Source organism: Curvibacter sp. Hmag1.1 (assembly GCF_059769165.1).
In genome coordinates, this window is sequence record NZ_JBMBGX010000002.1 from 3,361,396 (window position 1) to 3,386,951 (window position 25,556).

Sequence of the window (25,556 nt, forward strand, 5' to 3'; positions counted from 1 at the left end):
GAGCAGCGCCGGCCATGGACTTTGCCGCGCTGATCTATCGCCGCCAAGTATTTCTGGACGGGCAATGGTGGCTGCCTTTCAGTGCCCAATTCGCACACTTCAACTCTGTTCACGCTCTGGCGAACCTGGCAGGTGCCATCCTTTTGTGGAGCCTGTTTCGTCCATGGATACGCTGGCAAGAGCAAGCCCTTGCGATGGCTGGCGGAATGCTGGGTGTCGCTTTGGTCGTGGTTTGGGATGCGCACTGTGACTACTACGCCGGCGCTTCCGGTGCCTTGCACGGATGGGCGGCTGGTGGGGCCGTCCTCATGGCGATACGGCACTTCCGCAAATCGCGAATGGCCGTTTGGATAGCTTTTGCTCTGTTGGCAGGCCTGGCAATCAAGCTGCTGTTAGCACTGGGGTTGGAAACAAGCCCTGCGGTGTGGGGTTTCCCTGTTTACTATCCGGCACATTTGGCTGGAGCCGTCGGCGGACTTTTTCCAGTCCTAACGCACCTTCGTAAACCTTCTTGGCGCACAAACAGTGGCCAATAGGGCTAGGACAGCCAAGGTCAAAAGACTGAGGCTCTCCAAGCTGCCTCCACCTCCACCGCCGCCGGAAGCGGCGACTGGCGCGGACACCATGTTGACAGTGACGAAACTATCCGCTGTTTTTGCGGCGGGTGCCAGCGTAGTCGCTCTGAAGCGGAAAACGAGGTTGTTGTCGTTGGAGCTTGCAGGGGTGAGGATGCTTGCCACATTGCCGGTAGCGTTGGAAATGGTGACTGCCGGGCCGGAAACCTGGGTCCACTGTACGGTCGCTAAGCTAGTTCCGCTGGTTCCGGCACCAGCCACTCCTGTCAAGGTGATGGAGGTACCCCGTCCCACGTTATGTGTCTGGCTCGCATATGCGTTGGCAAAGGGCGCATCGTTGTCCAATGTTTGTGCAACTGCGGCATCTGCATCCAGCAATCCTGCTCCGCACAGGTAGTTGCCGCTGCAAAAGGTGCTGACCGGAAAACTGCGAACGCTGTTGATAATTCTGGACGTGACCTCGTCAGGCGTAATCCCCGGTTTAATCTGGTAAAGCATGGCAGCGACACTGCTCACCATGGGGGCGGAGAAACTGGTGCCGTTTTCCGATGTAAAAGTGTCGTTCCCGGGGGCCTGGGCCCCGTCGTTGCTGGTGCTGTATATCTCCACACCTGGCGCACTGATGGTCGTTCCCGCTCCTACATTAGCAAATACGGGGCTGGCGGCATCTTTCCTGTGCGCAGTTACTGCAATCACATTCTTGCAATTCGCAGGCTGTGTGATAGTGGTGTTGCTGCTGTCATTTCCAGTGGACACGACGACAGTTGCATTTTTTGAATTTCGCACGTCATCAATCGCCGATTGATATTGAGAGTTGCATGTTCCGCTTCCGCCTAAACTCAAATTGATTACCTTGGCCGGGTTGCTATTGGTGAGTCCATTCACAGTAATACCGACTGCCCAACGCATCGCATCGACTACGTCTGAGATGTAGCCACCACAGACGCCCAAGACTCTCAGGGGCAGTACCTTTGATTTGTAGGCAGTACCGGCCATGGCCGGCTGACCAGATATGCTGGCTAGGGCCGCGTTGTTATTGGTGACAGCTGCAATTATTCCTGCCACCCGAGTGCCATGCCAGCTCGAAGTGGCCTGCGCCGCACATGCGCTGGTATTGGTATTCCAGTCCCCGGGGTCTTGCGCATCAGTATCTCTGCCATCACCGTCATTGGCCGTAAAAGCAGAACCATTCTGATCTAAACGGACAAAATCGTAGCCAGTCAGCAGGTTGGCGGCTAAATCTGCGTGTGGTCGATAGCCGGAGTCCAATACGGCTACAACGACGTTCTCGCCGCTGACTGCAACTGAAGCAGATGTAACGCGATTCCAGGCCCCAGCGAAGTTTGCTGCTCCCAAATCCGTCGTGGGCGCCTTAAGTTGCCACTGGGTGTTGTTCACGTAGGCTGCATCGTTCGGGCTGAACGCATGTGGAACCATCCGTTCGTCGATAGAGACACTCTCGATCGCCGGATCGTTGGCCAGTGCCTGAATCACGGTCTGCATGGAAGACCTGTCTAGTGTGCTGTCTGTGAGGTAAACGTGGCTGTTACCTGAGACCGCACGCAGATAGGAGAGCCCCTTGACCTTGCCAGAGCTGGCCTCTGACGCAGCAGTGGCCATCCGGTCTTTCATTCGCTGCTCCACCGTGGCCTGACGAGAACTCCGGGGTGCAGAGTTGTCCTTGAAAGTCACCAAAATGCGTTGGAGCTGCTCCGTGGCTTTCGGCACAGAGGGCTGAAAACTTTCGCCTGACCGCGTGCGGGATCGCAGATCAAAGTAGCCGGAAGTTTCCGAAAAGGCAAATCCCACAGTTCCCAGGAGAACAGGAACGAGAAAGGCACTAAGAATGGTTCGTGGAGACCTCATGCGGCGGCAGTTTAGCCTGTCATCAGGGTTTTCAATTTTCCTTCCGCGCATAGGCGACTATGAAACCTTCGATGTCTCCGAGCGAGCCCGACCGCATCCCGGACAAGCGAACTTCGAGTTCGCTTGTCCATTCTTGGAGTGGCAAGCCCATACATTTAAGTTTTGCTTCATGCAGGGCCCACTCTTCGGCAAATGCAGTGGCGCGCTCTAGGCCTGCCAAGCCTTCAATTTTTCGTGAGATCGCAGGTGGCAGAAAATCTTTGGCCACCCTGATGCATTCCTCAAGCCATTCCGCTTCGTGATTGATGAACGTAACATCAATGCCGATGGGGCTGTGCATATCGAGAGCTATGAACGCCCAGTCTTTTTCGTAGCTGAATGACACATGCACTCGCTGGCGTCGAACCTTAACGACAGGTGCATTGCCGGACGCCGTTTCGATGGAGACAGCGTTGGCATCGCATCCGAAATGGTGCTGCAAAGCGTCCTGCAATGTTGCTCTGGACATCTTGCGCGCCTCTGCGTGCGGGAGGCCGGGCCGCAGCGCTAAAGAGATCAGTGCGAAGTCCTGTTCGCGCAAGTCTTGCACAGCTTCTTCTGTGAACCGTAGATGGATTCGCACAGGCTTTACGACGGCTCCGCAGGGCTCAGGCCGCCGTAGGCGCAGCCGGGCAACCACTCCACTTGCTGGCGGCGGGAATGCTTTCTCCCTTCATCACCAGAGTGAGGGGGCCCAGCCACGCGCCGGAGCCGACCTCTGCGCTGTAGAGCACCGCGCTACGGGGTGCGAGGTACACGCGATCTCCGATCCGCACACAATCGATTTTCATCACCCGATCCTCGAACAAGTGGGTTTGCGGGCAGGTGAGGGCGTTGAGTTCGCTGTAGTCGCCGATGTACACACAGTCAAACTCGGTGATGTCTGTGGTGTCCATGTACACGCCTTTGCCGATGTGGCAGCCGAGCAGGTTGAATGCGACCGGCAACCACGGTGTGCCACGCAGGTAGCGCATGAAGTTCGGTACGGCAATGCCTTCAAACAAGTTGGTGACTCCCTCGGACAGCCAGACGAAGGATGTCCACATCGGGGAGCTGCGCTTACGGTAGCGGCCCATCAGCAGCCACTTGAGTGCGACCACGAAAAGGTAAGTCCCCAGTCCGTACAGCAGGCCGGAGAGGGTGAGGTACCCGATCACTGTCCACCACAGCCCTTCACCTGCATACGGCATCACTTTGAGGACGATGGTGTAGCCCACGGAAATCACAATCGCGTGGGGTGCCACGATGCGAAAGCCCTCAATCAGCCCCCGCGCCAAACGGCGGCCCGGTGACGGCTTGAATGTGAGTGATTCGGAAAATCCAGCGGTCTCTTCCCGTGCCGGCAAGTGCAGGGGCGGGGAACCCAGCCAGGTATCCCCATTCTTCATGCGCGCGTTGGCAGGGGCAGTGGAATGCACGCCGATCAACACGTTCTCCGGCAACACCGTGCCATCCGGGATGTAGGCGCCGTTGCCTACAAAACTGCGTTTGGAAATGACGGTGGGCTGCATGCTCATCCAGCCGCCGTCGATGTGCTCATCGCCCAACATCACTGCGTCAGCGATAAAGGTCTCGTCCCCCAAAGTCAGCATGTCAGGCACCAGCCCCAGAGCCGATGAAATTTCCGCATCGCGGCCGACCTTGGCCCCCAGCAGGCGGTACCACCACGGCGCGTACAGCGTGGCATAGACCCCGTGCACCACGTGCAGGCTGGATTCCTGAATCTGGTTCACCAGCCATTTGGCGCAGTACAGCGCACTGTGCACCGGCCAGCTGCCGGGGCGTAGCCGGGGAAGCACCGTCCACCTTATGCATGCCGATAGCAGTGCCGTGCACACGAGCAGTACAGCGGCTGCGGGAAAAGCCAACACAAAATACTTCACAAGTTGCCAGCCCAGCTCGTTCGAGGACAGCCAGGGAAACAGCTCGTTTTCGTCGATCCAGTCGATCAGCACAAAGCTGGGGAACACGGGCAGGAAAAACAGGGTCGTAATCAGCAGGGCACCGACCACGAAGTACATACCTTCCAGCCACTGGGTGGTACGCGTTAGCACCGGGCGAGGTTTTTGTGCTTCACGCTCAAAACGGCCGGTATCCCTTGCCGGTGAGCCCGCCCACACGCGTTCGGCGGGAATGGTCTGTCCATCACGAAGTGCGGACTGGCCTTCCAAGTGGGCCCAAGCCTGCAAGCGGGTGTTGCCCTCCAGCACGGCGTAGGAATTCACCGCGCTGTTAGCTTCCAGTGTGATGGTGCCGATACGCAGCAAGCCATGCTCCACCCGCGCGTTTTCGAAATTCACCGCATTACCAATGCTGCAGCCATCTCCAATGTTCAGCAAATCCGGCACGCGCAGCGTAACGGAGCCGATCACTACATCGTGCCCTACCTTGGCCCCCAATGCGCGCAGCCACCAGCCATACATGGACGAGCCGCTCAGCAGATACACCGGCGCTGCCTCCAGCAGACGGTCCGCCAGCCACCAGCGGTAGTAGGTGAGCCCCCACAGCGGGTAGCTGCCCGGCTTCATGCGTCCCATGAGTAACCACTTACCGGCAATCGCTACCGCGAACTCCAGCACAGTGGCCAGCAGATAAGCCAGTACGGAGGCGGCTATCGCCAAAGGAATAGAGTCCTCTGGCTCACCCGTGAAGAAGTGGTAGGTGAAGAAAGGCGCCAGCCACTGGCCCATGCGCATGGCGACCAGCCAGGGAATAGCCGCCGCCTGCGCGAGGCCACAACGCCAGCGTTGCCAGGTGCCGGGTGGTACCCAAGTAGTGTCGACTTGGACGGCATCAGCCCGTGGCGCGTCCATGGCCTGAGCAATCGCGCCCACTGTGCGGTGTTGGTAGATGTCGCGCACCGTTACATGGGCGTAGCCTGGCTGTTGCCGCAGGCGCGATGCCAGGCGGGCTGCGAACAGCGAATGCCCGCCCAGGTCGGTAAAGAAGTCCGCAGTGCGCCGGATAGCCTGCCCGGCGAACAGATGGCCTAGCGCAGCAAACAGCACCTGCTCCGCAGGGGTTTCCGGTGTGTCGGACCCGGTGTCGGCCGTGGCCGACTGACTCAGCGGTCGCGCCTTGAGCTGCTTGCGATCAATCTTGCCCGAGGCCAGCCGTGGCATGGCAGGTAGCACCTCGTAGTGGCCGGGCACCATGTAGGCGGGCAAACGTTCCGTCAGCGCGTGGCGTAATTCGAGTGCGTGTGCCGCATCCCCCACCAGAAAGGCGATCAGCTGCTCCACGCCATCTTCCACGCGCAGGATGACGGCGGCGGCAGCCACACCGGACTGGTCACACAGCGCGGACTCAATCTCGCCCAGCTCTACCCGAAAGCCGCGGATCTTGACCTGGTCGTCCGTGCGGCCAAGGCACTGCACCTGTCCCTCCGGGGTGATGCAGGCCAGGTCCCCGGTGCGGTACAGCCGCTGGTCGTGGTCGCCGGTAGACCAGGGGTTGGGCAGGAACTTTTCGGCCGTCAAATCAGGGCGGCCCAAGTAGCCGGCGGCCACACCCGGACCCGTGATGCACAGCTCCCCGGTCGAGCCAAGTGGTGCCAGTTGCAGGTTCCCGGTGCTATTCACATCCAGCACCATCAGGCCATAGTTCGGCAGGGGCTGGCCGATGGTCACCGGCTCGCCCGCATGCAATTCGGCCAGGCTGGCAGACACCGTCGCCTCTGTAGGCCCATAGGTGTTGAACACCTGCCGTCCGGGTCGTGCCCAGCGGTCCACGAGGGCCGGTGGACACATTTCGCCACCGAGGTTGATGATGCGCAGTCCGGGGATGTCGCGGTTGAAAAGGCCCAGCAGGGTGGGTACCGCGTGTAGCACGGTAATGCCTTCGCACTCCAGCACGCCCGGCAGGCTCTCGATGTCGCTGGCGACTTCCTTGGAGGCGACCCACAGGGTGGCCCCCACGAGGTAGCTGATCCAGATTTCCTCAAATGACATGTCAAACGCCACCGAAAAACCTTGGTATACGCGGTCCGACGCACGCACGCCCAATCGCACGTTCTCACTGCGCAAAAAGTGGCAAATGCTGCCTTGCGTGATGCTGATGCCCTTGGGCTTGCCGGTGGAGCCGGAGGTGTAAATCACATAGGCCGGGTGATTCGGGCTGCAGTGCGTGCGGCGACGGGGCGGGGCTTCGGCGGAGAGGGTTTCCGGGGTCCACAGGGCAATGCCTTGTGCCTCCATGTGTGAGGCGAAGGGCGCCGCGCTGTCAGGGCTGCTGATCAATCCTTTGGTTGCCGCATCTTCCAGGCAGCTCCACACCCGCTCAGCGGGGGTGTCGGCATCCATGGGGAGCCACGCGGCACCGGTTTTGGCAATGGCAAGTTGCAGTACCAAGAGCGGGATGCCGCGCGGCAGCCACAAGCCCACCATATCGCCGCCACCAATGCCGTTCGCGAGCAAATGGTTCGCGGCGCGGTCAGCCTGCGTATTCAGTTCTTCATAGGTGAGGCTGGTCACTCCATCGCTCAGGGCGATGGCGTGAGGTGTGCGCAGTGCGCTGGCTTCAAACAGGTCAGCCAGAATTTCCGGGCGCAACAGCTCCGGCATGTCCGGGCCGCGCAGGACGAGACCGCCCTCTGGACCGGGCGAAAACGAATCAAAAGACATCAGGGGGAGCGGTGCAGGCGGGGGGCGGAGAGTGCCACGATCTGGTCGCGGGTTGCTTCGTCAATGAGGCGGTGCTTGAGCAGGCTGCCATCGGCGGTCATCAGGGCGCGCAGTTGCTGGAGGTCTCTCACCGTGGGCGCGACCTTGATTTGTGCAAGCGCAGCCTGGCTGTTGTTGCCTTTGATGAGAGCGGCCACTTTGGTGGCCCAGACGCTTTGACGGGACATGGTGCGGATGATTCGCCGGAAATGGTTTAAGCACTATTTTCGCACACTGCGCCCGACGGTAGTGCGCGGCTAGCTATAAAAATGATAGTGGTTGTATTCGGCTGGACGACGGCGCGTGGCGGGGCCTTCGGTGTATCAGGGTGCGTCCGGTACCATGGAGGGCTACGTTCCCAATGAATCCACCCATCATGAAGTCTCCCTCCCTCTTGGTGCCCGGCCTGCTCTGCGCACTGGTTTTGCTCACACAGTCCGTGCAGGCGCAGGAAGCCCGCAGTGGCACCTTCAAGGCTGTGCAAGGCGCCGTTACCGTGGGGCAGGGAGATGCCAAGCGCCCAGTCGCTTCAGGCGGCGGGGTGGTGGAGGCGGATCGTGTGCAGACCGATGCCACCGGTTCTGCGGTATTGATGTTGCGGGATGGCACCACCATCGCTATCGGCCCCAACACCACGGTAGACCTCACCCGCTTCCAGTTTGATGGCACCACCCAACAAGGCAACCTGGCTATCCGCGTGTTGCAAGGCACCATCCGCATGGTGACCGGGCTCTTGGGCAAGGTCCAGCCTGACAACGTCAAGGTCACCACCCCGGCATCGACGGTCAGTGTGCGCGGCACCGATTTCATCGTGGAGGTGCTATGAACATGCGCCTCGCCTTGTTGGTGCTGGTTGCCTGCTTGCAGGCCTGCGCGCCACTTAGTCGCGTGACCTTGCTGCCCCAAGACGACGGGCGTGCCACTGCGGTGCAGGTGCAAAGTGCCGCTGGCGTGGTGGACCTGACGCAGCCTTACCAGACGGCAGCGCTACAACGTGATGGCCGCCTGGAAGCCCAGCTATCCAATGCGGAAGAGGTATCCAAGCGGCATGGTGCTGTGCTGGCGTTGCCTTTTCTGCCGCCGGTTCGCTTTACGTTGCAGTTTGAGCCCGGCACGTCGACATTGACCCCCGATTCGCAAAACCAGTTGCCTGGCATCTTGGAGCAGGCAACGGCCCGAGCCGGTGGCGACATTCAGGTGGTGGGGCATACCGACCGGACCGGCAGCCCGCAAGCCAACGACACCTTGTCTTTGCAGCGTGCACAGGCCGTCCGCAATCTGTTGATTCAGCGTGGATTCGAGCCTGCATTGGTGGAGGCCATTGGTCGTGGCGAGCGAGAGCCCGTGGTGCCCACAGAAGCCAATGTCAACGAGCCCCGCAACCGCCGCGCGGAAATCATCATCCGCTGAGTCCGGGTTGACTTTTGATGGCGAAAAAATCTCTCTCTGATCTGGGTGGGCTGGTGTATTCCACCGAGGTGGGCCGCACCTGTCCGGTGTGCCGCCAGGCGATTGCCGAATGCGTGTGCCAGGTGCCGAAACGACTTGCCGGCGACGGCATTGTGCGTGTGTCCCGCGAAACCAAAGGGCGCGCAGGCAAAGGTGTGACGCTGGTGAAGGGCGTGCCCTTGGACGACGACGCTCTGATTGCGCTGGGCAAAAAACTCAAGGCCGCCTGCGGCTCGGGCGGCACCGTCAAAGATGGTGTGATCGAGGTGCAGGGTGACCATGTGGACAAAGTCATGGCCGCACTGGTCGCGCAAGGCTTTACCGTCAAGCGTGCGGGCGGCTGATGCAGGCAGAAGACCTGCAAAAACTGGTGGAGCGCACCATGCCCTTCGGCAAATACCAGGGGCGTCTGATTGCAGACTTGCCCGGCGACTACCTGAACTGGTTTGCCCGATCAGGCTTTCCCAAAAGCGAAATCGGCCGCCTGTTGCAGCTGATGCATGAAATCGACCATAACGGCTTGAGTGATTTGCTCACGCCTCTGCGCCAGCGCTAGCTGTTAAAGGCCCAACAGTGCCGCGCGCAGTTCCGGTTTGCGAGCCTTTGGGTCCAGCCAGATTTTGAAAAATGCTTCACTGAAGGCCGCATCGGGTGTTTCGCCCAATAGTCGACCGTTCAGAAAGAATCGAGCCCCGGCGCCGGGCACATGGACGCCCAGCAGGCGGTCGCCGGATTTCACATCCACAAACATCCCTGTCATGAAGGCGGACCATGCCTGCACTTGTTCGGGCGTGGCTGCGCTGATGCGCGAGATTTCAATCAGCGAGGTGTTGTTGATATCGCTGGCTTTGACCGAGGTGTTGTAAACAATTTCCAGCGCAAAAGCCCTGTTGAAGCTGAAACTCCCCCCGCTGGCTGCGGGTAACCACAGCGTGGCGTCGTAAGCTTTGAACCCGAAGAATTTGAGTGGTCCGCTTCCTTTGGGCAGCCAATCAGCGCCATAGGCGTTCAATACGGAGGGCGCGCGGTTGGCGGACGCGTCTTGCGCCCATGTTGGCGGCACAAGGGTGCCCAGCAGCGTCAGCATCACCACCTTGCGGCGGCGCAAGACGACGATGTCGGGATCTGTAGGGCCGGTGGTGTGGGGTAGGGCTTGCATGGGCGTATTTTTGGCCCAATTCCCAGAAAATGCAACTATCTAGGATAAAAAATTACTGGTCGGTAATTTTGAAAACGGGTCCCTCACATCGCAGTTGGTGAGTCATCCTTCCAGGTTCCCTGGGGCAGACCCTGCAAGCGGTAGGGGCCGATGGCGGCACGAATCAATCGCAGGGTCGGGTAGCCGACGGCCGCCGTCATCCGCCTCACCTGGCGGTTGCGCCCCTCGCGGATCACCAACTCTATCCAGCTGGTCGGGATGGTTTGCCGGACCCGCACCGGCGGGTCGCGTTCCCACAAGCCTTCTGGTGGCGGGATGCGTTGGGCGCGTGCTGGCAGGGTGATGCCGTCGTTGAGCATCACGCCCTGGCGCAGAGCGGTGAGGGCTGCTTCGTCGGGTTCGCCTTCTACCTGCACACAGTAAGTCTTTTCCATCTTGAAGCGCGGGTCGCTGATGCGCGCTTGCAGCTTGCCGTCGTTGGTGAGTAGCAGCAGGCCTTCGCTGTCGGCGTCCAGTCGGCCTGCCACGTAGACGCCGGGAATGTCGATGAAGTCTTTGAGCCCGCGCCAGCGCCCCTCAGGGGTGAACTGGCTGAGCACGCCGTAGGGCTTGTTGAAGCAAATCAGGCGCACCTCAGATGCAGGTGTCTGCGGCGACGGAGTGGCACGCACCGAAAGGCGAGGGCGGCGCGGTGCGTTCTGCATGGTTTAGTCGGCTGCCGCCCACAGGCGTTCGCCAGTTGCTTCCAGATGCGTGAGGTAGATGCGCACCTCGAACTCCAGTTGGTGGTAAGCGGGCTCCATGTGGGTGCAGAGCTGGTAGAAGGCCTTGTCGTGCTCGCGCTCGCGCAGGTGGGCCAGCTCGTGCACCACGATCATCTTGAGGAAGGGCTCCGGCGTGTCCTTGAACAGGCTGGCCACCCGGATCTCGCGCTTGCTCTTGAGCTTGCTGCCCTGTACGCGCGACACCGTGGTGTGCGTGCCCAGCGCGTTTTTGACGACATGCAGCTTGCTGTCGAACGCTACTTTGCTCAGGGGCTCGGTGCTGCGCAGATAGTCTGACTTGATGTCCTGCACATAGTCGTACAGCACCTTGTCGGTCCGCACCCCGTGCGCTTGCGGGTGGCGGCGGGTGAGCCAGTCACCCACCCGGCCCTCGTCTAGCATGCGCTGCACTTGGGCCAGCGTGTCTGCAGGATAGCCATTCAGGTAGCGCAGCGCAGGTGTTGCTACCATTTTCATAGCTGCTCGCGCAGATTCTGCGGGCGCCAGAGGCCGATTTTTCTTCAAATCTGAATCACACCTCGCGGCGCAGCGCGGGGAACAAAATCACGTCGCGGATGCTGGCGCTGTCGGTCAGCAACATCATCAGGCGGTCGATGCCGATACCGCAGCCGCCGGTGGGGGGCATGCCGTATTCCAGTGCGCGCACAAAGTCGTGGTCGAAGTGCATGGCCTCGTCGTCGCCGCTGTCTTTGGCAGCCACTTGGGCTTGGAAGCGGGCGGCCTGGTCTTCGGCGTCGTTCAGCTCGCTGAAGCCGTTGCCGAACTCGCGGCCGGTGATGTAGAGCTCAAAGCGCTCGGTCACTTCAGGGCGGTCGTCGTTGGCGCGGGCCAGTGGCGAGATTTCGGTGGGGTGCTCCATGATGAAGGTGGGGTTCCAGAGCTTCTCTTCCACGGTTTCTTCAAAGTACAGCACCTGCAGGCTGGCCAGGCTGCGGCCTTCCAGTCGGTTCTTGGCTTCGGTCAGGCCCAGCTTTTTGACGGCATTGGTCAGCCAGGTAGCGTCAAACACGTTGTCGCCAGCGTCGGTGTATTTTTGGATGGCTTCAACAATGGTCAGGCGTTCAAACGGCTGCTCCAAGTCCACAGGTTTGCCGGCATAGCTGAGTTGCAAGCCGCCAGTGGCCTTCCGGGCTGCGTCGCGGATCAGCTTCTCGGTGTAGTCCATCAGGTCCTGGTAGTTCCAGTAGGCCGCGTAGAACTCCATCATGGTGAACTCGGGGTTGTGGCGCACCGAGATACCTTCGTTGCGGTAGCTGCGGTTGATTTCGAACACGCGGTCAAAGCCACCGACGATCAGGCGCTTGAGGTACAGCTCGGGCGCAATGCGCAAGAACATTTCCTGGTCCAGCGCGTTGTGGTGGGTTTTGAACGGCTTGGCGTTGGCACCACCGGGAATGGGGTGCAGCATGGGAGTTTCCACTTCCAGAAAGTTGTGGCTGACCATGAACTCGCGTAGGGCGCTCACGGCTTTGCTGCGTGCCACGAAACGCTTGCGCGACTCCACATCGGTCATCAGGTCCACATAGCGCTGGCGGTATTTGGTTTCCTGGTCGGCCATTCCATGGAATTTGTCCGGCATCGGGCGCAGGCTCTTGGTGAGCAGGCGGATGCTGGTGGCGTGAATGGAGAGTTCACCGGTCTTGGTTTTGAACAAGGTGCCTTCGGCCGCCACGATGTCGCCCAAATCCCAGTGCTTGAAAGCGGCGTACAGGTCCACACCCACGTCTTCACCACGCACATACAGCTGTATGCGGCCGCCGCTCGGGCCGAAAGAGGAGTCTTGCAGCGTGCAGAAGCTGGCCTTGCCCATGACCCGCTTGAGCATCATGCGGCCTGCGACCTTGGCGGTGGCGCCCAAGGCGGCCAGTTCTTCGGTGGTCTTGTCGTTGTAGCTGGCGAACAGTTCTTCAGCCTTGTGCTCGGGCTGGAAGTCGTTCGGGAAGGCCACGCCTTGGCCGGCCACCTGTTGCTCGCGCAGTACCTTGAGCTTTTCGCGGCGCTCGTGGATCAACTGGTTTTCGTCTTGCGGTGCGGGAGCGACTTGGTTTTGGTCAGACATGGAGTGACTTTTGGGTTCGGGTGGGAATTCGGCACCCCTCACGGGGCTTTGGCCGTAACCCTCCATTGTAAGAGGGCGGCCTGCCGCTATGATGCGCTCGCACTTCACTTGGATGGCCCATGCTCTACAAAATCGTTGCCCTGTTGTTGGAAGTCGTATCCGGTTTGTTAACCACAACCGCCCTGATGCGCCTATATATGCAGCATCAGCGCATTCCGCTCTCCGCCCGATCGGGTAATCCATTGGGACGATTTGTTTTTGCCTTGACGGACTGGATCGTCTTGCCCTTGCGGCGTGTGATTCCTGCCTTGGGCCGTTGGGACATGGCCAGCCTGACGGCTGCTTTTTTGATTCAGCTGGCCCACTTCGCGGTTCTGTGGTCCTTGAATGGCTTTGGCGTCACGCCCATGTCTATCGTCGTGCTGGCCCTGCTGGGGCTGGTGCGTTTGAGCCTGTCCGGCCTGACAGCCATGGTGCTGGTGTACGCAGTGCTGAGCTGGGTGCAGACCCAGTCTTTTTTGTCCGACCTCATGGAGCGTCTGGTGACCCCCGTATTGGCGCCCATCCGTAAGGTGTTGCCCTTGGTGGGCGGTGTGGATTTGTCGCCGCTGGTGCTGCTGGTGTTGCTACAGATATTCACCATCGTGCTGGGCGATGTGCAGTACGGGCTGCTCTCTGCAGTGGCGTGATAAAAAAAAGAGGCCCGATGGGCCTCTTTTTTTGGAGTGTGCCGGTAAGGCTTACATCACCGAGTCCGCAGGCTGGCGTTGCAACATCGCCAAAGTCTCGGCAATGGTCTTGCGCAGCTCGCGGCGGTCGGAGATGAAGTCGATCGCACCCTTGGTTTGCAGGAATTCCGAGCGCTGAAAGCCTTCGGGCAAAGTCACCCGCACGGTGGACTCGATCACGCGGGGGCCGGCAAAGCCGATGAGGGCCTTGGGCTCCGCAATCACGATATCACCCAGGAAGGCAAAACCCGCGCTCACACCACCCATGGTGGGGTCAGTCAGCACGCTGATGTAGGGCAGGCCCTTCTTCGCCAAACGGGTCAGGGCGGCATTGGTTTTGGCCATTTGCATCAGGCTCAACAAGCCTTCCTGCATACGGGCGCCACCGGTGGCGGTGAAGCAGACAAAAGGCACTTTCTGCTCAATGGCAGTCTCCACGCCTCGGACAAAGCGCTCGCCGACCACCGAACCCATGGAGCCGCCCATGAATTCAAATTCAAAGCACGCTGCCACCAGGCTCACGCCGTGCACCGCACCGCCCATAACGATCAGGGCATCTGTCTCGCCGGTGTTTTCCAGTGCCTCTTTCAGACGCTCTGGGTATTTGCGGCTGTCCTTGAACTTCAATGCATCGACAGGAATCACTTCTTGGCCGATTTCAAACCGGCCTTCGTTGTCCAGAAAGGCATTCAGACGCGCACGCGCACCAATGCGGTGGTGGTGGCCACAGCCGGGGCACACGTTCTGGTTCTGCTCCAGATCGGTTTTGTAGAGCACGGCTTCGCAGCTGGGGCACTTGATCCACAGGCCTTCGGGCACGCTGCGGCGCTCGTTGGGGTCGGTGTGTTGAATCTTGGGGGGTAGCAGTTTTTCCAACCAACTCATGGGATTTCTCCAGTGCAGTGCCCGAATGGGCTTCCAACAGACAGGGGGCGATTATCCGTCAAACCGCCCCCGCCGATTTTCAGGATCAGCCTTGGTCTAATGCAGTGCGGATTTCCTGCAGGAAGGCTTGCGCCACAGGCCCCACTTGGGCACGTGGAGCGTCTTCCAGCAATTGGATGATCTTGCTGCCTATCACCACCGCATCTGCCACCTTGGAGATGGTCTTGGCGGTCGCCGCGTCGCGAATGCCGAAGCCCACGCCCACAGGGGTGCTGATGTGCTGGCGGATGCGGGGCAACATGGCTTCCACTGCATTGGTGTCCAAAGCGCCGGAGCCCGTCACGCCCTTGAGCGACACGTAGTAGACATAGCCGCTGGCTACGCGGGCCACTTGTTGCATACGCTCGTCGGTGCTGGTAGGCGCCAAGAGGAAAATCAGGTCCATGTGGTGGGCCCGCAAGTCGGCAGCAAAGGCCTCGCATTCTTCGGGCGGGTAGTCCACGATCAGTACGCCGTCTAAGCCCGCTTCAGACGCGTCTTTCACAAAAGCGCTAGCGACGCCTTCGCGGGCAAACTTCTGGTCGTAGCGTTCCACCGGGTTAGCGTAGCCCATGAGTACCACGGGGGTGCTGCTATTGGTTTTGCGGAATTCGCGCACCATGGCAATCACCTGCACCATGCCGATGCCGAAGGCCAAAGCCTTGTCGCCCGCTTTCTGGATCACCGGGCCGTCGGCGCTGGGGTCCGAGAACGGTACGCCCAGCTCAATCACATCCGCGCCGCCCGCGACCATGGCGTGCATCAGCTCGGCAGTGACATCTGCATAGGGGTAGCCAGCGGTGACGAAGGGAATGAGCGCCTTGCGGCCTTGGGCTTTCAGGCTCGTAAAGGTTGCAGCGATACGGCTCATGCTGCACCTCCTGCTTTGACCAACTGCACGGGTTGTTCGCCACCTTTGACGGATTGACCACGGCAGCTGGGGCGGCAGTAGAAGTCGGCATTGCTCAGATCGGCGACGGTGCCGATGTCCTTGTCGCCACGTCCGGACAGGTTCACCAGAATGCTTTGGTCAGGGCGCATGGTTTTCGCCAGCTTCATGGCGTAGGCGACGGCATGGCTGGATTCCAGTGCGGGGATGATGCCTTCGGTGCGACACAGATAGTGGAAGGCGTCCAGCGCTTCCTTGTCGGTAATGCCCACATACTCCGCGCGGCCGATGTCGGCCAGGAACGCATGCTCAGGGCCCACGCCAGGGTAATCCAGACCCGCGCTCACACTGTGGGTCTCAGTGACTTGGCCGTTGTCGTCTTGCAGCACATAAGTGCGGTTGCCGTGCAGCACGCCGGGGCTACCCTTCTGGATGGACGCGGAGTGCTTGCCGCTCTCCAGGCCTTCGCCCGCTGCCTCCACCCCAATCAGGCGGGTCTGGTCGTGCTGGATGTAGGGGTGGAATATGCCCATGGCGTTGGACCCACCGCCCACGCAGGCGATCACCGCGTCAGGTTGCTCGGTTTTGCAGCCGGCGGTTGCCAACATCTCGGGCATTTGCACCAGACACTCATTGCCGATCACGCTCTGGAAGTCGCGCACCATCATGGGGTAGGGGTGGGGGCCCGCCACGGTGCCGATGATGTAGAAGGTGTTGTCCACATTGGCGACCCAGTCGCGCATGGCTTCGTTGAGCGCATCTTTCAGCGTCTTACTGCCGCTTTCCACAGGCACTACGGTGGCGCCCAGCAGCTTCATGCGGTAGACGTTGGGGCTTTGGCGCTTCACGTCTTCACTGCCCATGTACACCACACATTCCAGGCCGTAGCGGGCGCAAATGGTGGCGGTAGCCACGCCGTGCTGGCCGGCGCCGGTTTCGGCAATCACGCGGGGCTTGCCCATGCGCTTGGCGAGCATGGCCTGGCCGATGGTGTTGTTGACCTTGTGGGCACCGGTGTGGTTCAGGTCTTCGCGCTTCAGGAAGATTTGTGCACCGCCCATTTCACGGCTCATGCGGGCTGCGTGGTACACGGGGGAAGGGCGGCCGACGAAGTGCGCGAGCTCTGACTTGAATTCCGCCAGGAACTCGGGGTCGTGCTGGTACTTGGCGTACGCATCTTTGAGCTCGTTGATGGCGTGGGTCAGTGTCTCGGAGACGAAGCTGCCGCCATATTTGCCGAAGTGACCTTTGGCGTCGGGTTGTTGGTAATCGAACATGGTGTTTACATTCCTGCAAGATGCCGGTCCGCCGCGCGCACGGCGGCAACGAACTGGCGTATTTTTTCGGGGTCTTTGATGCCCTTCTGGGGCTTGCCGTCAGCGTCTTCGGCTTCTACGCCGGAGCTCACGTCTACAGCCAGCGACTTACAGCGCGGCCGTACCGACGTGATGCCATCGCCCACGTTTGCACTGGTGAGTCCACCACTCAAGACGAGGTGAGCGTTGACGCTTGGAGGAAGAAGTGACCAATTGAATGTTTTGCCACCACCACCGTAGCCGTCCACATGGGCGTCTAGCAGAATGGCTTGGGCGTTCGAATAATCGTGGGCAAATTGTACGAGGTCGAAGGCCTGTGCGTCTTCGCCCAAGGGAATACGCGCGGCGCGAAGATAAGGGCGGGCAGCATCACCAGTAGCCAACTGGCAATCCTCGGCGGATTCATCTCCATGAAATTGCACGGTAGCGCCCGCCACAAGTGCGCAAGCAGCTCCTATTTCTGTAGCGTATGCGTTGACGAACAACAACACAGGCGTCACGAAGGGCGGCAGCCGTTTGGCCAGCTCGGCCGCGCGTTCGGCAGTGACGGCCCTAGGGCTCTTGGCGTAAAGCACGAAACCGATGGCGTCCGCGCCGGCGGCGACCGCGGCGTCAACGTCCTGTTCGCGGGTCAGGCCGCAAATTTTGATTCGGGTACGGATATAAGTGTCGGTGTGCGTAGTGCTTGCGTTCATGGCAACGCATCATACGCAGGCGTGCGCTCCGGCATGCCCCATTGGGGGTCATAGCGGGGGCCGAGAAAGTACAAACCATCCGGTGAGAAGGTGGGGGCTGCCACTTTGCGGCTACGGGCGGCCAGCACTTCTTCCATCCACTCAGGGGGCTTTTTCCTTTGGCCGATTTGCACCAGACAGCCCATGATGTTGCGGATCATGTGGTGCAGAAACGCGTTGGCCTCAAACTCGATCCGCCAGTAGGCGCCGCGCTTGTGGAAGTCAATACGCATCACATTTTTGACCGGACTCAGCGCTTGGCACTGCGCGGCTCGAAAGGAAGTGAAGTCGTGCTCGCCGATCAGGTAGTCGGCCGCCTTGCGCATGGACATCTCGTCCAGATTGTTGAAAGTCCAGCCAACCCTGCCTGTTTCGACGCTGGGTCGTATTGGAGACTCCAGCAGCACATAGGCATACCGTCGAGAAATGGCCGAGGCCCTGCAGTGAAATTCCGAAGTGGTTTTTACCGCCCACTGAACCGAAATGTCTTTGGGCAGATTGGCGTTGGTACCACGGATCCAGGAGTAAGTGTCGCGGTCTGTATCCGTGTCGAAGTGCACCACTTGCATCAGTCCGTGCACTCCTGCATCGGTGCGGCCGGCGCACAAAGTGGAAACGCGCTGGGCAGTGAATTTGCCCAGCGCGGTTTCCAGTTTGTCTTGAATCGTCTGACCGGAGGATTGGCTTTGCCAACCCTGGTATCCCTGGCCGTTGTACGTGACGCCTAAAACTACGCGCACAGACCCTCAGTCGTCATCGTTAGCCGCATAAATCGCTTAGCTCAGTTGCGCCAGAGCTTTTTGTGCTTTAGCTCGCATATCACCCGTGGCTTCCGACATCACTTCTTCGATCAAAGCACGTGCACCATCTTCGTCGCCAATCGAGATGAATTCTTCGGCGAGTGCCAGCTTGGTTCCCAGTGGGTCTTCGCTCAGGCTGTCAGGCGCAGAGGCTGGGGATTCGGCAGGGTTGTCGAGCTCCATGGACAAAGAGCTGAGGTCGAATTCCATCAGGCCTGTATCGGCGAGTTGGTTTGCAGTTGCAGCGGGCGCAGGTTCCACAGGGGCAGGGCCTGTGGGTTCGAAGCGCAGCGGATTGGTGCTGCCAGCATCCAATGGAACCTCAAGGTCATCCAAAGACAAGGAAATCTCTGGCATCTGGTTCACAGGCTCAAAGCTGGGCTGGGGTTGGCTGGGTTCGTCTTCGCCCAGATCAAAATCCATGTCCAATGCATTGTCAGCAACAGGAGCTTCCATCTTGACGGTGTCTTCAGTGCCTGAAGTGATTGTTCCGCCGGTTACATCGCTGATGGCACTGGCTGCTGGTTCGTCATCCAAGGAGAAATCCAGATCCAGATCCAGATCGACACCGCCGCCAAGATCCGGTTCAAGCTCTGCGTGAGCTGATTGGGCCACGGTGCTTCCGCCAAAACCGGAAATTGGTCCAGCTGCAATGGCCGCACCACCCATGGAGGAAGGAGCGCCGCCTGGCTGGTACAGAGGGTTGGTTGGATCAATGCTCTGGCCCATTTCACAGATGCGGGTCCACTCGGGGCTGGTAGCCCCGGTCAGCTTGTAGGCTTGGGTCGCCGTGCTTTCAAAGCTGCGGGTATCCCGGCGCTTGGCAAAAATTTCCAGCAACTTGGTGTGGATTGCCAAACGTCCGGGGTTGGACCGGACAGCTTCTTTGAGGATTTCTTCAGCCTGCAAGTCGCGACCGTAGGCAAGGTAAACATCCGCTTCTGCAACGGGGTCCACGTCATCGGCGGCGTCCAGTTGACTTGCTGAATACACCATGGAGGACGCACTGACAGGGCCGTTCTGGTTCGTGTCTACCCGCTGACCACCACTCGCGCCGAAGAAGGAGTCGGGTTGCAGGCGACTTTCCAGGAAGGCGCTATCCACTTGCGACGCATTCTTCTTGCGTTGACGGACGCGGTACGCGGCAAAACCACCCAAAAGTGCCAGCAATCCAACTGCGCCAGCGGGTACCAGGGGGTCTTCGAGCAAAGTGTCCAGCAAAGATGGCTCTTCTACTGCAGGCGCTGGAACTGCTGCCTTGGCAGGGGCTGGCGCCTTTGCAACAGGTGCTTCAGAGGCAGCGGTCTGGGGCGCAGAGGCCGCAGCGACAGGCGCTGGTGCAGAAGCTGGGGCAGCAACGGCCGGAGCAGATTTGGCTGGCTCGGATGCTGCAGGTAACGCCGCAACCGGAACGGTGACAGCCGCAGGGGCTTGAGGTGTCGCAGGCTTGGCTGGCAACGCATTGGCTGCTGCCTTCAGAGATTCCAGTTCTTTCTTGTTCTTTGCCAGCTCGGCTTCGCGTGCAGCAGCGTCTTTGGCCTCACGCTCTTTGGCAATCTTGGCTTCATCCGCCTTGGACGAAACACCGCCTTTGGACAGAGTCAGCTTGTCTGGCGTGGGCGAGGCAGGTTTCTTTTCATCCACCTTGGCTTCAATCGAACCACTGGCTTTGCGGTCCGCTGCGCTCACGGTTGCTTGTGGCGCATTTCCTGCCAGATTGCGGCGGAAATCGTTGAAGTCCTTGCTCTGCGCTACAACGATTTTGGAAGCTTCAGCCGGGGAGACGCTAGTTGCGCTTTCCGCGGATGGGACTGTCATGACCGCGCCGGCGCGGACACGGTTCAAGTTGTCATTGACGAACGCATCCGGGTTTGAGCGCAGTAGCGCGACCAGCATCTGGTCGAGCGACACACCTGCAGGCTTGTTGGCGCTGGCAATCTTGCCGGCCGTGTCACCCGGCTTGACCGTGATTTGTTTTTCATCGCCAGAGGCGGGTTTGGGTGCGGGTGCTTCGGCGGCCGGTGCAGCAGGCCGCACGGGTGCGGCCTGACGGGCAGGTTCAGTTGATGTGGCTCGGGCTGCTGGAGAAGCGGCGGGCGCAGCAACTGCAGGCGCACCGGCTGCTGCAGGGGCTTGGGCCAACGTTGGCGCCGGTGCGGCCTTTTTCAGGCTGGGTGGATCCAACAAGAGCGTGTAGTCCCGTACGATGCGGCCGGATGCCCAGGTGGCTTCCAAAATCAGATCGACAAAAGGGTCATTGACGGTGCGGTCACTGGTCAGCCGCAGGTAAGCGCGACCGTCTGCACGGCGTTGGAGGGTGGCCTGCAAGCTGGTGAGTGCGGCGCTGTATTCCAAGCCGGCGGCAGTAAAAGCCTCCGGTTGGGCAACAGCTGCTTTCAGCGAGGCGGCTTCTTCTGCCGTGATGTCAGGAACTTCAACTTCAGCACGCAGCGGTTCGCCCAACGCCGACTGGACCGTCAATCGGCCCAGCGAAAGCGCGTAGGCCCCGGTTCCGGACAAGCCGAGTAGCGCAATGGCTGCAGCCGCAATGGCGGTCCTCTGCCAACGATGTGTCTTTGCGATCAATTTATAGGCCTCCGGTGCTCAGGCGAGCGGCAATGTACTTATCGGTTTTCAGGCAAACAAACCCGATACTTGAAACGTAAAAAGTACCATAACATCAATGTCTTACGGAGACAAGCTAAGAAAGCTCTTAACTTCCAAAGCTTGCCCCGATTGCCTATTGTCGCGCTCGCGCATGTTGCCTAGGGGCAACGACGTGTAACTCTCTGTTACGCGTCGAGCAGGATGCGCAGCATGCGGCGCAGCGGCTCCGCGGCACCCCACAACAGCTGGTCACCGATGGTAAAAGCGCCAACGTATTCAGGCCCCATGGCCAGCTTGCGGATTCGCCCCACGGGGATAGTCATGGTGCCGGTCACCGCTACAGGTGTCAGATCCTGAATGGTTGCCTCACGGGTGTTGGGCACCACTTTGACCCACTGGTTGTCTGCAGCGATCATGGCTTCGATGTCGGCCACAGGCACGTCTTTTTTTAGCTTGAAGGTCAGGGCTTGGCTGTGGCAGCGCATGGCGCCTACGCGCACACAGAAACCATCTACGGGAATGGCGGAGCTGCCGAATCCTTCACCCATGCCCAGAATCTTGTTGGTTTCGGCCATGCCCTTCCACTCTTCCTTGGACATGCCGTTGCCCAGATCCTTGTCGATCCAGGGAATCAGGGAGCCACCCAGTGGCACGCCAAAGTTGGCGGTCTCCGTGCCGGTCAGTGCGCGCTGTTTGGCAATGACCTTGCGGTCGATTTCCAGAATCGCGCTCTTGGGATCGTCGAGCAGGGCTTTGACTTCGGCATTCAAAGTGCCGTATTGGGTCAGCAGCTCACGCATGTGCTGTGCACCGCCGCCGGAAGCAGCTTGGTAAGTCTGGGTGCTCATCCACTCGACCAAGCCTGCCTTGTAAAGTGCGCCCACGCCCATCAGCATGCAGCTCACGGTGCAATTGCCGCCCACCCAGTTCTTGCTGCCTTTGGCCAGCGCGTCTTGGATGACGGGCATGTTGACCGGGTCCAGGATGATGACGGCGTCTTTTTCCATGCGCAGGGTGGACGCAGCGTCAATCCAGTGGCCATTCCAGCCGGCAGCGCGCAGCTTGGGGAACACTTCGGTGGTGTAGTCGCCGCCTTGGGCAGTGATGATGATGTCGCAGCGTTTGAGGGCGTCGATGTTGTAAGCGTCTTGCAGCGTGGTTTCGTTCTTGGCCTCTGCTGGAGCCTTGCCGCCTGCGTTGCTGGTGGAGAAGAAAAGCGGTTCGATCATATCGAAGTCTTTTTCCTGCGCCATGCGATCCATCAATACCGAGCCGACCATGCCGCGCCAGCCGACCAAACCTACCAACTTGCTCATATCAACGCCCTTTCAATGTAAACAAACGATGCCCGACCTGGGCTGTTTGCTCCGGCTCGTCTGGCCGGGGGCGCACGACGATACCGGAGCTGGATCAGCCCTTAATGGTCGTGGTTTTGGAAATGATTGCGCGCGCGGCCTTGGCTGCCTTGGGGGCAGTCAACAAGCTCAAAGAGATGGGGCGTGCGACAAACATGGATTTATTGTAGCGCAAAACAAGAATTTTTTGCTCCGCGCGGACTGAAATGATTTTGCTTGGCGAAGGCCTGTTGCGCAACAGACCCTCGCCTCACGGTCTTTAGGCGAGAGCCTTGAGCACCGCGTCGCCCATCTCTTTGGTGCTGACCTTGGTAGTGCCTTCGCTGTAAATGTCGGCTGTGCGCAAACCTTGCTCCAGCACCTTCTTCACGGCGGCTTCAATGCGCTGTGCAGCAGTCGCTTGGTTCAGACTGAAGCGCAGCATCATCGCGGCGCTCAGGATGGTGGCCAGCGGGTTGGCAATGCCTTTGCCGGCGATGTCCGGTGCGCTGCCGTGGCTGGGCTCATACAGGCCCTGGTTGCTGCTGTTCAGGCTGGCGGAAGGCAGCATCCCGATGGAGCCGGTCAGCATGGAGGCTTCGTCGGACAGGATGTCGCCGAACATGTTGCCGGTGACCAGCACGTCAAATTTCTTGGGTGCTTTGACCAGTTGCATGGCGGCGTTGTCCACCAACATGTGGTCCAACTCCACGTCGGGGTACTGTTGGCCCACTTCAACCATCACGTCTTTCCACAGCTGCGAGGTTTCAAGCACGTTGTTCTTGTCGACACTGGTGACGCGCTTGTTGCGCTTCTGGGCCGCCTGGAACGCTACGTGCGCAATGCGTTCGATCTCGGGGCGGCTGTAGCGCATGGTGTCGAACGCTTCTTCGGCTCCGGGGAAGTGGCCATCAGTCGCAATGCGGCGGCCGCGGGGTTGGCCGAAGTAGATGTCGCCAGTCAGTTCGCGGATGATGAGGATGTCCAGGCCCGCAATCAGCTCGGGCTTAAGGCTGGAGGCGCCTACCAGCTGCTCGTAGCAAATCGCGGGGCGGAAGTTGGCAAACAGGCCCAAATTCTTGCGCAAGCCCAGAATGGCCTGCTCGGGGCGGAACTGGCGCTCCAGCTTGTCGTACTTCCAGTCGCCCACGGCGCCGAACAACACCGCATCCGCTTCCTTGGCCAGCTTAAGTGTGGCTTCGGGCAAGGGGTGGCCATGGGCCTCATAGGCGCAACCGCCCACCAGTGCGGTTTCCATTTCCAGCTTGAGGTCCAGAGCGTTCAAAACCTTCACGGCTTCCGCCACGATTTCGGTGCCGATGCCGTCACCCGGCAAGACTGCAATTTTCATGATGTCCTTTGAATACTATGAATTTGATAGCTGCTCACGCAGACATGGTCTGCGCCAGCCAGGGTTTTGTGGCCAAACGTTGGGCTTCGAACGCCTTGATCTTGTCGGCATGGCGCAGGGTCAGGCCGATGTCGTCAAAGCCGTTGAGCAAACAGTACTTGCGGAAGGCCTGTACGTCGAACGGAATTTCTTCGCCCTGCGGCTTCACGATGACCTGGCGCTCCAGATCAATGGTGAGCTGATAGCCGGGGAAGGCCAGTGCTTCGTTGAACAACTGGTCTACTTGGGCTTCGCTCAGCTGGATCGGCAGCAGGCCGTTTTTGAAGCAGTTGTTGAAGAAGATGTCGGCGTAGCTGGGCGCGATGATGGCGCGAAAGCCATATTGGTCAATCGCCCAGGGCGCGTGCTCGCGGCTGGAGCCGCAGCCGAAGTTTTTGCGCGCCAGCAGGATGGATGCGCCGGCATAGCGGGGTTGGTTCAGCACAAAGTCCGGGTTGGGCTTGCGGCTGGCGGGGTCCTGGCCGGGGTAGCCCGCATCCAGGTAGCGCCATTCGTCAAACAGGTTCTGACCGAAGCCCGTCTTGCGGATGGATTTGAGAAATTGCTTGGGGATGATCGCGTCGGTGTCCACGTTTTCGCGGTCCATGGGCGCAACCAGCCCTTGGTGAACAGTAAAGTTTTTCATTTCTTGGCAGCGCCTTCAATTTTTTCGCCGGCCTTTTGAATGTCCTGGCCCATGCCTTTGACTGTGTTGCATCCAGACAGCAACAGCAGGGTGGCTGCGCATGCGGCGATAAGTGCGGTTTTCATATTCAGTCCTTTCAATGGGTCAGGCGAACTTGCGGATATCGACAAAGTGTCCATGGATGGCTGCTGCAGCGGCCATGGCGGGGCTCACCAGGTGGGTGCGGCCACCGGCACCCTGGCGGCCTTCAAAGTTGCGGTTGCTGGTGGAGGCGCAGCGCTCACCAGGCTCGAGGCGGTCGGCATTCATGGCCAGGCACATGGAGCAACCGGGTTCGCGCCACTCGAAGCCGGCAGCCTTGAAGATCTCATGCAGGCCTTCGCGCTCAGCTTGCTCTTTCACCAAGCCGGAACCTGGCACGACCATGGCCAGCTTGATGTTCTTGGCCACTTTCTGGCCGAGCTTTTTCACCACGGCAGCGGCTTCACGCATGTCTTCAATGCGGCTATTGGTGCAGGAACCGATGAACACTTTGTCCACGAACAAATCGTTCAAGGCCTTGCCGGGCTCCAAGCCCATGTAGGTGAGTGCCCGCTCAATGGCGCCGCGCTTGCTCGCGTCTTTTTCTTTGTCGGGGTCCGGCACGATGGCGTCCACACCCAGCACCATTTCGGGCGAGGTGCCCCAGGTGACTTGCGGCACGATTTGGGTGGCGTCCAGCTCGACCACGGTGTCGAAATGCGCGCCGGCGTCGGAGTGCAGGGTCTTCCAGAAGGCGACAGCCTGGTCCCATTCCACCGCTGCGGCTTCTGGCGACGCGGCGTTGGCGCCGGGTGCCAAGGGGCGGCCCTTGACGTAGTCGATCGTCTTTTCATCAACGGCCACCAGTCCGGCGCGGGCGCCGGCCTCAATGGCCATGTTGCACACCGTCATGCGGCCTTCCATGCTCAACGCACGGATGGCGGAGCCGCCGAATTCGATGGTGTAGCCGGTGCCGCCTGCGGTACCGATTTTGCCGATGATGGCCAGCACAATGTCTTTGCCGGTGATGCCGGGAGCGACGCTGCCTTCGACCTTGATCAGCATGTTCTTGGCTTTTTTGGCCAAGAGGGTTTGCGTGGCCATCACGTGCTCGACCTCACTGGTACCGATGCCATGGGCCAAGGCCCCAAACGCACCGTGCGTGGAGGTATGGGAGTCGCCGCACACCACGGTCATGCCGGGCAGGGTGGCGCCGTTTTCAGGCCCCATGACGTGCACGATGCCCTGGCGCTTGGACAGAAACGGGAAGTAGGCTGCAGACCCGAATTCCTTGATATTGCTGTCCAGTGTCGTGACCTGTTCTTTGCTGGTCGGGTCGGTAATGCCGTCGTAGCCCAGTTCCCAGCCAGTAGTGGGGGTGTTGTGGTCGGCGGTGGCGACGATAGAGCTGATGCGCCAGACCTTGCGACCTGCTTCACGCAGCCCCTCAAACGCCTGGGGGCTGGTCACTTCGTGGACCAGATGGCGGTCGATATAGAGGATGGAGGTGCCATCGTCTTCGGTATGAACGACGTGGTCGTCCCAGAGTTTGTCGTAGAGCGTGCGTGCCATTT

25 protein-coding genes are annotated in these 25,556 nt (G+C 60.0%); 6 read left to right on the forward strand and 19 right to left on the reverse strand.

Features of this window, described 5'->3' with window-relative positions; all coding sequences use genetic code 11:
* Positions 1-14: 14 nt before the first annotated feature.
* Positions 15-536: a rhombosortase gene (gene rrtA, locus ACOAP0_RS16320; protein WP_498377274.1), complete on the forward strand. Its 522-nt coding sequence runs from the start codon at positions 15-17 to the stop codon at positions 534-536.
* Here the strand turns inward: rrtA and ACOAP0_RS16325 are convergent.
* From ACOAP0_RS16325 to ACOAP0_RS16340, 4 genes are all read right to left on the reverse strand, one after another.
* On the reverse strand, positions 489-2,207 hold the full coding sequence (locus tag ACOAP0_RS16325; protein WP_498377276.1) for a S8 family serine peptidase: 1,719 nt from the start codon (positions 2,205-2,207) through the stop codon (positions 489-491). The two genes, rrtA and ACOAP0_RS16325, sit on opposite strands and share 48 nt — an antisense overlap.
* 265 nt (positions 2,208-2,472) lie before the next feature.
* Complete coding sequence (locus ACOAP0_RS16330) at positions 2,473-3,030, reverse strand: 4'-phosphopantetheinyl transferase family protein (RefSeq protein ID WP_498377277.1); 558 nt, start codon at positions 3,028-3,030, stop codon at positions 2,473-2,475.
* Positions 3,031-3,088: 58 nt separating this feature from the next.
* A complete protein-coding gene (locus ACOAP0_RS16335; RefSeq protein WP_498377279.1) occupies positions 3,089-7,102 on the reverse strand; it encodes a Pls/PosA family non-ribosomal peptide synthetase in 4,014 nt (1,337 codons plus the stop codon).
* Positions 7,102-7,329 (reverse strand): hypothetical protein, encoded by a 228-nt coding sequence (locus ACOAP0_RS16340; protein ID WP_498377280.1) that lies wholly within the window; start codon positions 7,327-7,329, stop codon positions 7,102-7,104. The genes ACOAP0_RS16335 and ACOAP0_RS16340 overlap by 1 nt, the downstream gene beginning before the upstream one ends.
* Before the next feature lie 188 nt (positions 7,330-7,517).
* On the opposite strand from ACOAP0_RS16340, the gene ACOAP0_RS16345 reads away from it, so the two are divergent.
* The 4 genes from ACOAP0_RS16345 to ACOAP0_RS16360 are packed head-to-tail and all read left to right on the forward strand — an operon-like array spanning position 7,518 to position 9,146.
* A complete protein-coding gene (locus ACOAP0_RS16345; protein ID WP_498377281.1) occupies positions 7,518-7,967 on the forward strand; it encodes a FecR family protein in 450 nt (149 codons plus the stop codon).
* Positions 7,964-8,551, forward strand: coding sequence for an OmpA family protein (locus tag ACOAP0_RS16350; RefSeq protein WP_498377282.1), 588 nt, complete (start codon positions 7,964-7,966; stop codon positions 8,549-8,551). Before ACOAP0_RS16345 ends, ACOAP0_RS16350 begins: the two co-directional genes overlap by 4 nt.
* Positions 8,552-8,568: 17 nt before the next feature.
* On the forward strand, positions 8,569-8,934 hold the full coding sequence (locus tag ACOAP0_RS16355; protein WP_498377284.1) for a translation initiation factor Sui1: 366 nt from the start codon (positions 8,569-8,571) through the stop codon (positions 8,932-8,934).
* A complete protein-coding gene (locus tag ACOAP0_RS16360; protein ID WP_498377285.1) occupies positions 8,934-9,146 on the forward strand; it encodes a DUF3820 family protein in 213 nt (70 codons plus the stop codon). The genes ACOAP0_RS16355 and ACOAP0_RS16360 overlap by 1 nt, the downstream gene beginning before the upstream one ends.
* 3 nt (positions 9,147-9,149) lie before the next feature.
* On the opposite strand, the gene ACOAP0_RS16365 is transcribed toward ACOAP0_RS16360, so the two are convergent.
* The 4 genes from ACOAP0_RS16365 to lysS all read right to left on the reverse strand — a co-directional run bounded on the left by ACOAP0_RS16365 (position 9,150) and on the right by lysS (position 12,593).
* Positions 9,150-9,749 carry a chalcone isomerase family protein gene (locus tag ACOAP0_RS16365; protein ID WP_498377286.1) on the reverse strand — a complete coding sequence of 200 codons (600 nt, stop codon included), beginning with the start codon at positions 9,747-9,749 and terminating at the stop codon, positions 9,150-9,152.
* 83 nt (positions 9,750-9,832) lie between these two features.
* On the reverse strand, positions 9,833-10,453 hold the full coding sequence (locus tag ACOAP0_RS16370) for a pseudouridine synthase (RefSeq protein ID WP_498377287.1): 621 nt from the start codon (positions 10,451-10,453) through the stop codon (positions 9,833-9,835).
* 3 nt (positions 10,454-10,456) lie between these two features.
* A complete protein-coding gene (locus ACOAP0_RS16375; RefSeq protein ID WP_498377288.1) occupies positions 10,457-10,990 on the reverse strand; it encodes a YgjP-like metallopeptidase domain-containing protein in 534 nt (177 codons plus the stop codon).
* 55 nt (positions 10,991-11,045) lie between these two features.
* The gene (gene lysS, locus ACOAP0_RS16380) at positions 11,046-12,593 is read right to left on the reverse strand and encodes a lysine--tRNA ligase (RefSeq protein ID WP_498377289.1); all 1,548 of its coding nucleotides are present in this window, start codon (positions 12,591-12,593) and stop codon (positions 11,046-11,048) included.
* 119 nt (positions 12,594-12,712) lie between these two features.
* Here lysS and ACOAP0_RS16385 point away from each other — a divergent pair, with 119 nt between their 5' ends.
* Complete coding sequence (locus ACOAP0_RS16385) at positions 12,713-13,282, forward strand: YggT family protein (protein WP_498377290.1); 570 nt, start codon at positions 12,713-12,715, stop codon at positions 13,280-13,282.
* Between the two features lie 51 nt (positions 13,283-13,333).
* Here ACOAP0_RS16385 and accD read toward each other — a convergent pair whose 3' ends face one another.
* The 11 genes from accD to leuC all read right to left on the reverse strand — a co-directional run bounded on the left by accD (position 13,334) and on the right by leuC (position 25,554).
* Positions 13,334-14,206: an acetyl-CoA carboxylase, carboxyltransferase subunit beta gene (gene accD / locus ACOAP0_RS16390; protein ID WP_498377291.1), complete on the reverse strand. Its 873-nt coding sequence runs from the start codon at positions 14,204-14,206 to the stop codon at positions 13,334-13,336.
* 85 nt (positions 14,207-14,291) lie between these two features.
* On the reverse strand, positions 14,292-15,116 hold the full coding sequence (gene trpA, locus ACOAP0_RS16395) for a tryptophan synthase subunit alpha (protein WP_498377292.1): 825 nt from the start codon (positions 15,114-15,116) through the stop codon (positions 14,292-14,294).
* Positions 15,113-16,411, reverse strand: a complete 1,299-nt coding sequence (gene trpB, locus ACOAP0_RS16400) for a tryptophan synthase subunit beta (protein ID WP_498377293.1) — start codon at positions 16,409-16,411, stop codon at positions 15,113-15,115. The genes trpA and trpB overlap by 4 nt, the downstream gene beginning before the upstream one ends.
* Positions 16,412-16,416: 5 nt before the next feature.
* The gene (locus ACOAP0_RS16405) at positions 16,417-17,145 is read right to left on the reverse strand and encodes a phosphoribosylanthranilate isomerase (protein WP_498377295.1); all 729 of its coding nucleotides are present in this window, start codon (positions 17,143-17,145) and stop codon (positions 16,417-16,419) included.
* A complete protein-coding gene (truA, locus tag ACOAP0_RS16410) occupies positions 17,142-17,924 on the reverse strand; it encodes a tRNA pseudouridine(38-40) synthase TruA (protein WP_498377296.1) in 783 nt (260 codons plus the stop codon). The genes ACOAP0_RS16405 and truA overlap by 4 nt, the downstream gene beginning before the upstream one ends.
* 36 nt (positions 17,925-17,960) lie before the next feature.
* The gene (locus ACOAP0_RS16415; RefSeq protein ID WP_498377297.1) at positions 17,961-20,570 is read right to left on the reverse strand and encodes a motility hub landmark protein FimV; all 2,610 of its coding nucleotides are present in this window, start codon (positions 20,568-20,570) and stop codon (positions 17,961-17,963) included.
* A gap of 206 nt (positions 20,571-20,776) precedes the next feature.
* Positions 20,777-21,907 carry an aspartate-semialdehyde dehydrogenase gene (gene asd / locus ACOAP0_RS16420; protein ID WP_498377298.1) on the reverse strand — a complete coding sequence of 377 codons (1,131 nt, stop codon included), beginning with the start codon at positions 21,905-21,907 and terminating at the stop codon, positions 20,777-20,779.
* A 298-nt stretch (positions 21,908-22,205) separates the two neighbouring features.
* Entirely contained in the window at positions 22,206-23,276 is a 1,071-nt protein-coding gene (gene leuB / locus ACOAP0_RS16425) for a 3-isopropylmalate dehydrogenase (protein ID WP_498377299.1), read from the reverse strand.
* A 34-nt stretch (positions 23,277-23,310) separates the two neighbouring features.
* Positions 23,311-23,961: a 3-isopropylmalate dehydratase small subunit gene (gene leuD, locus ACOAP0_RS16430; protein ID WP_498377300.1), complete on the reverse strand. Its 651-nt coding sequence runs from the start codon at positions 23,959-23,961 to the stop codon at positions 23,311-23,313.
* Positions 23,958-24,086: an entericidin A/B family lipoprotein gene (locus ACOAP0_RS16435; RefSeq protein WP_087496893.1), complete on the reverse strand. Its 129-nt coding sequence runs from the start codon at positions 24,084-24,086 to the stop codon at positions 23,958-23,960. Before ACOAP0_RS16435 ends, leuD begins: the two co-directional genes overlap by 4 nt.
* 19 nt (positions 24,087-24,105) lie before the next feature.
* On the reverse strand, positions 24,106-25,554 hold the full coding sequence (leuC, locus tag ACOAP0_RS16440) for a 3-isopropylmalate dehydratase large subunit (RefSeq protein ID WP_498377301.1): 1,449 nt from the start codon (positions 25,552-25,554) through the stop codon (positions 24,106-24,108).
* Positions 25,555-25,556: the final 2 nt, after the last annotated feature.

What these genes read in the sequence shown, in the direction of transcription:
- rrtA (WP_498377274.1), top strand. Translation starts at nt 15, where the DNA reads ATGGACTTTGCCGCGCTGATCTATCGCCGCCAAGTATTTCTGGACGGG.
- ACOAP0_RS16325 (WP_498377276.1), bottom strand. Translation starts at nt 2,207, where the DNA reads ATGAAAGACCGGATGGCCACTGCTGCGTCAGAGGCCAGCTCTGGCAAG.
- ACOAP0_RS16335 (WP_498377279.1), bottom strand. Translation starts at nt 7,102, where the DNA reads ATGTCTTTTGATTCGTTTTCGCCCGGTCCAGAGGGCGGTCTCGTCCTG.
- ACOAP0_RS16340 (WP_498377280.1), bottom strand. Translation starts at nt 7,329, where the DNA reads ATGTCCCGTCAAAGCGTCTGGGCCACCAAAGTGGCCGCTCTCATCAAA.
- ACOAP0_RS16345 (WP_498377281.1), top strand. Translation starts at nt 7,518, where the DNA reads ATGAAGTCTCCCTCCCTCTTGGTGCCCGGCCTGCTCTGCGCACTGGTT.
- ACOAP0_RS16350 (WP_498377282.1), top strand. Translation starts at nt 7,964, where the DNA reads ATGAACATGCGCCTCGCCTTGTTGGTGCTGGTTGCCTGCTTGCAGGCC.
- ACOAP0_RS16355 (WP_498377284.1), top strand. Translation starts at nt 8,569, where the DNA reads ATGGCGAAAAAATCTCTCTCTGATCTGGGTGGGCTGGTGTATTCCACC.
- ACOAP0_RS16360 (WP_498377285.1), top strand. Translation starts at nt 8,934, where the DNA reads ATGCAGGCAGAAGACCTGCAAAAACTGGTGGAGCGCACCATGCCCTTC.
- ACOAP0_RS16365 (WP_498377286.1), bottom strand. Translation starts at nt 9,749, where the DNA reads ATGCAAGCCCTACCCCACACCACCGGCCCTACAGATCCCGACATCGTC.
- ACOAP0_RS16370 (WP_498377287.1), bottom strand. Translation starts at nt 10,453, where the DNA reads ATGCAGAACGCACCGCGCCGCCCTCGCCTTTCGGTGCGTGCCACTCCG.
- ACOAP0_RS16375 (WP_498377288.1), bottom strand. Translation starts at nt 10,990, where the DNA reads ATGAAAATGGTAGCAACACCTGCGCTGCGCTACCTGAATGGCTATCCT.
- lysS (WP_498377289.1), bottom strand. Translation starts at nt 12,593, where the DNA reads ATGTCTGACCAAAACCAAGTCGCTCCCGCACCGCAAGACGAAAACCAG.
- ACOAP0_RS16385 (WP_498377290.1), top strand. Translation starts at nt 12,713, where the DNA reads ATGCTCTACAAAATCGTTGCCCTGTTGTTGGAAGTCGTATCCGGTTTG.
- accD (WP_498377291.1), bottom strand. Translation starts at nt 14,206, where the DNA reads ATGAGTTGGTTGGAAAAACTGCTACCCCCCAAGATTCAACACACCGAC.
- trpA (WP_498377292.1), bottom strand. Translation starts at nt 15,116, where the DNA reads ATGAGCCGTATCGCTGCAACCTTTACGAGCCTGAAAGCCCAAGGCCGC.
- trpB (WP_498377293.1), bottom strand. Translation starts at nt 16,411, where the DNA reads ATGTTCGATTACCAACAACCCGACGCCAAAGGTCACTTCGGCAAATAT.
- ACOAP0_RS16405 (WP_498377295.1), bottom strand. Translation starts at nt 17,145, where the DNA reads ATGAACGCAAGCACTACGCACACCGACACTTATATCCGTACCCGAATC.
- asd (WP_498377298.1), bottom strand. Translation starts at nt 21,907, where the DNA reads ATGAGCAAGTTGGTAGGTTTGGTCGGCTGGCGCGGCATGGTCGGCTCG.
- leuB (WP_498377299.1), bottom strand. Translation starts at nt 23,276, where the DNA reads ATGAAAATTGCAGTCTTGCCGGGTGACGGCATCGGCACCGAAATCGTG.
- leuD (WP_498377300.1), bottom strand. Translation starts at nt 23,961, where the DNA reads ATGAAAAACTTTACTGTTCACCAAGGGCTGGTTGCGCCCATGGACCGC.
- ACOAP0_RS16435 (WP_087496893.1), bottom strand. Translation starts at nt 24,086, where the DNA reads ATGAAAACCGCACTTATCGCCGCATGCGCAGCCACCCTGCTGTTGCTG.
- leuC (WP_498377301.1), bottom strand. Translation starts at nt 25,554, where the DNA reads ATGGCACGCACGCTCTACGACAAACTCTGGGACGACCACGTCGTTCAT.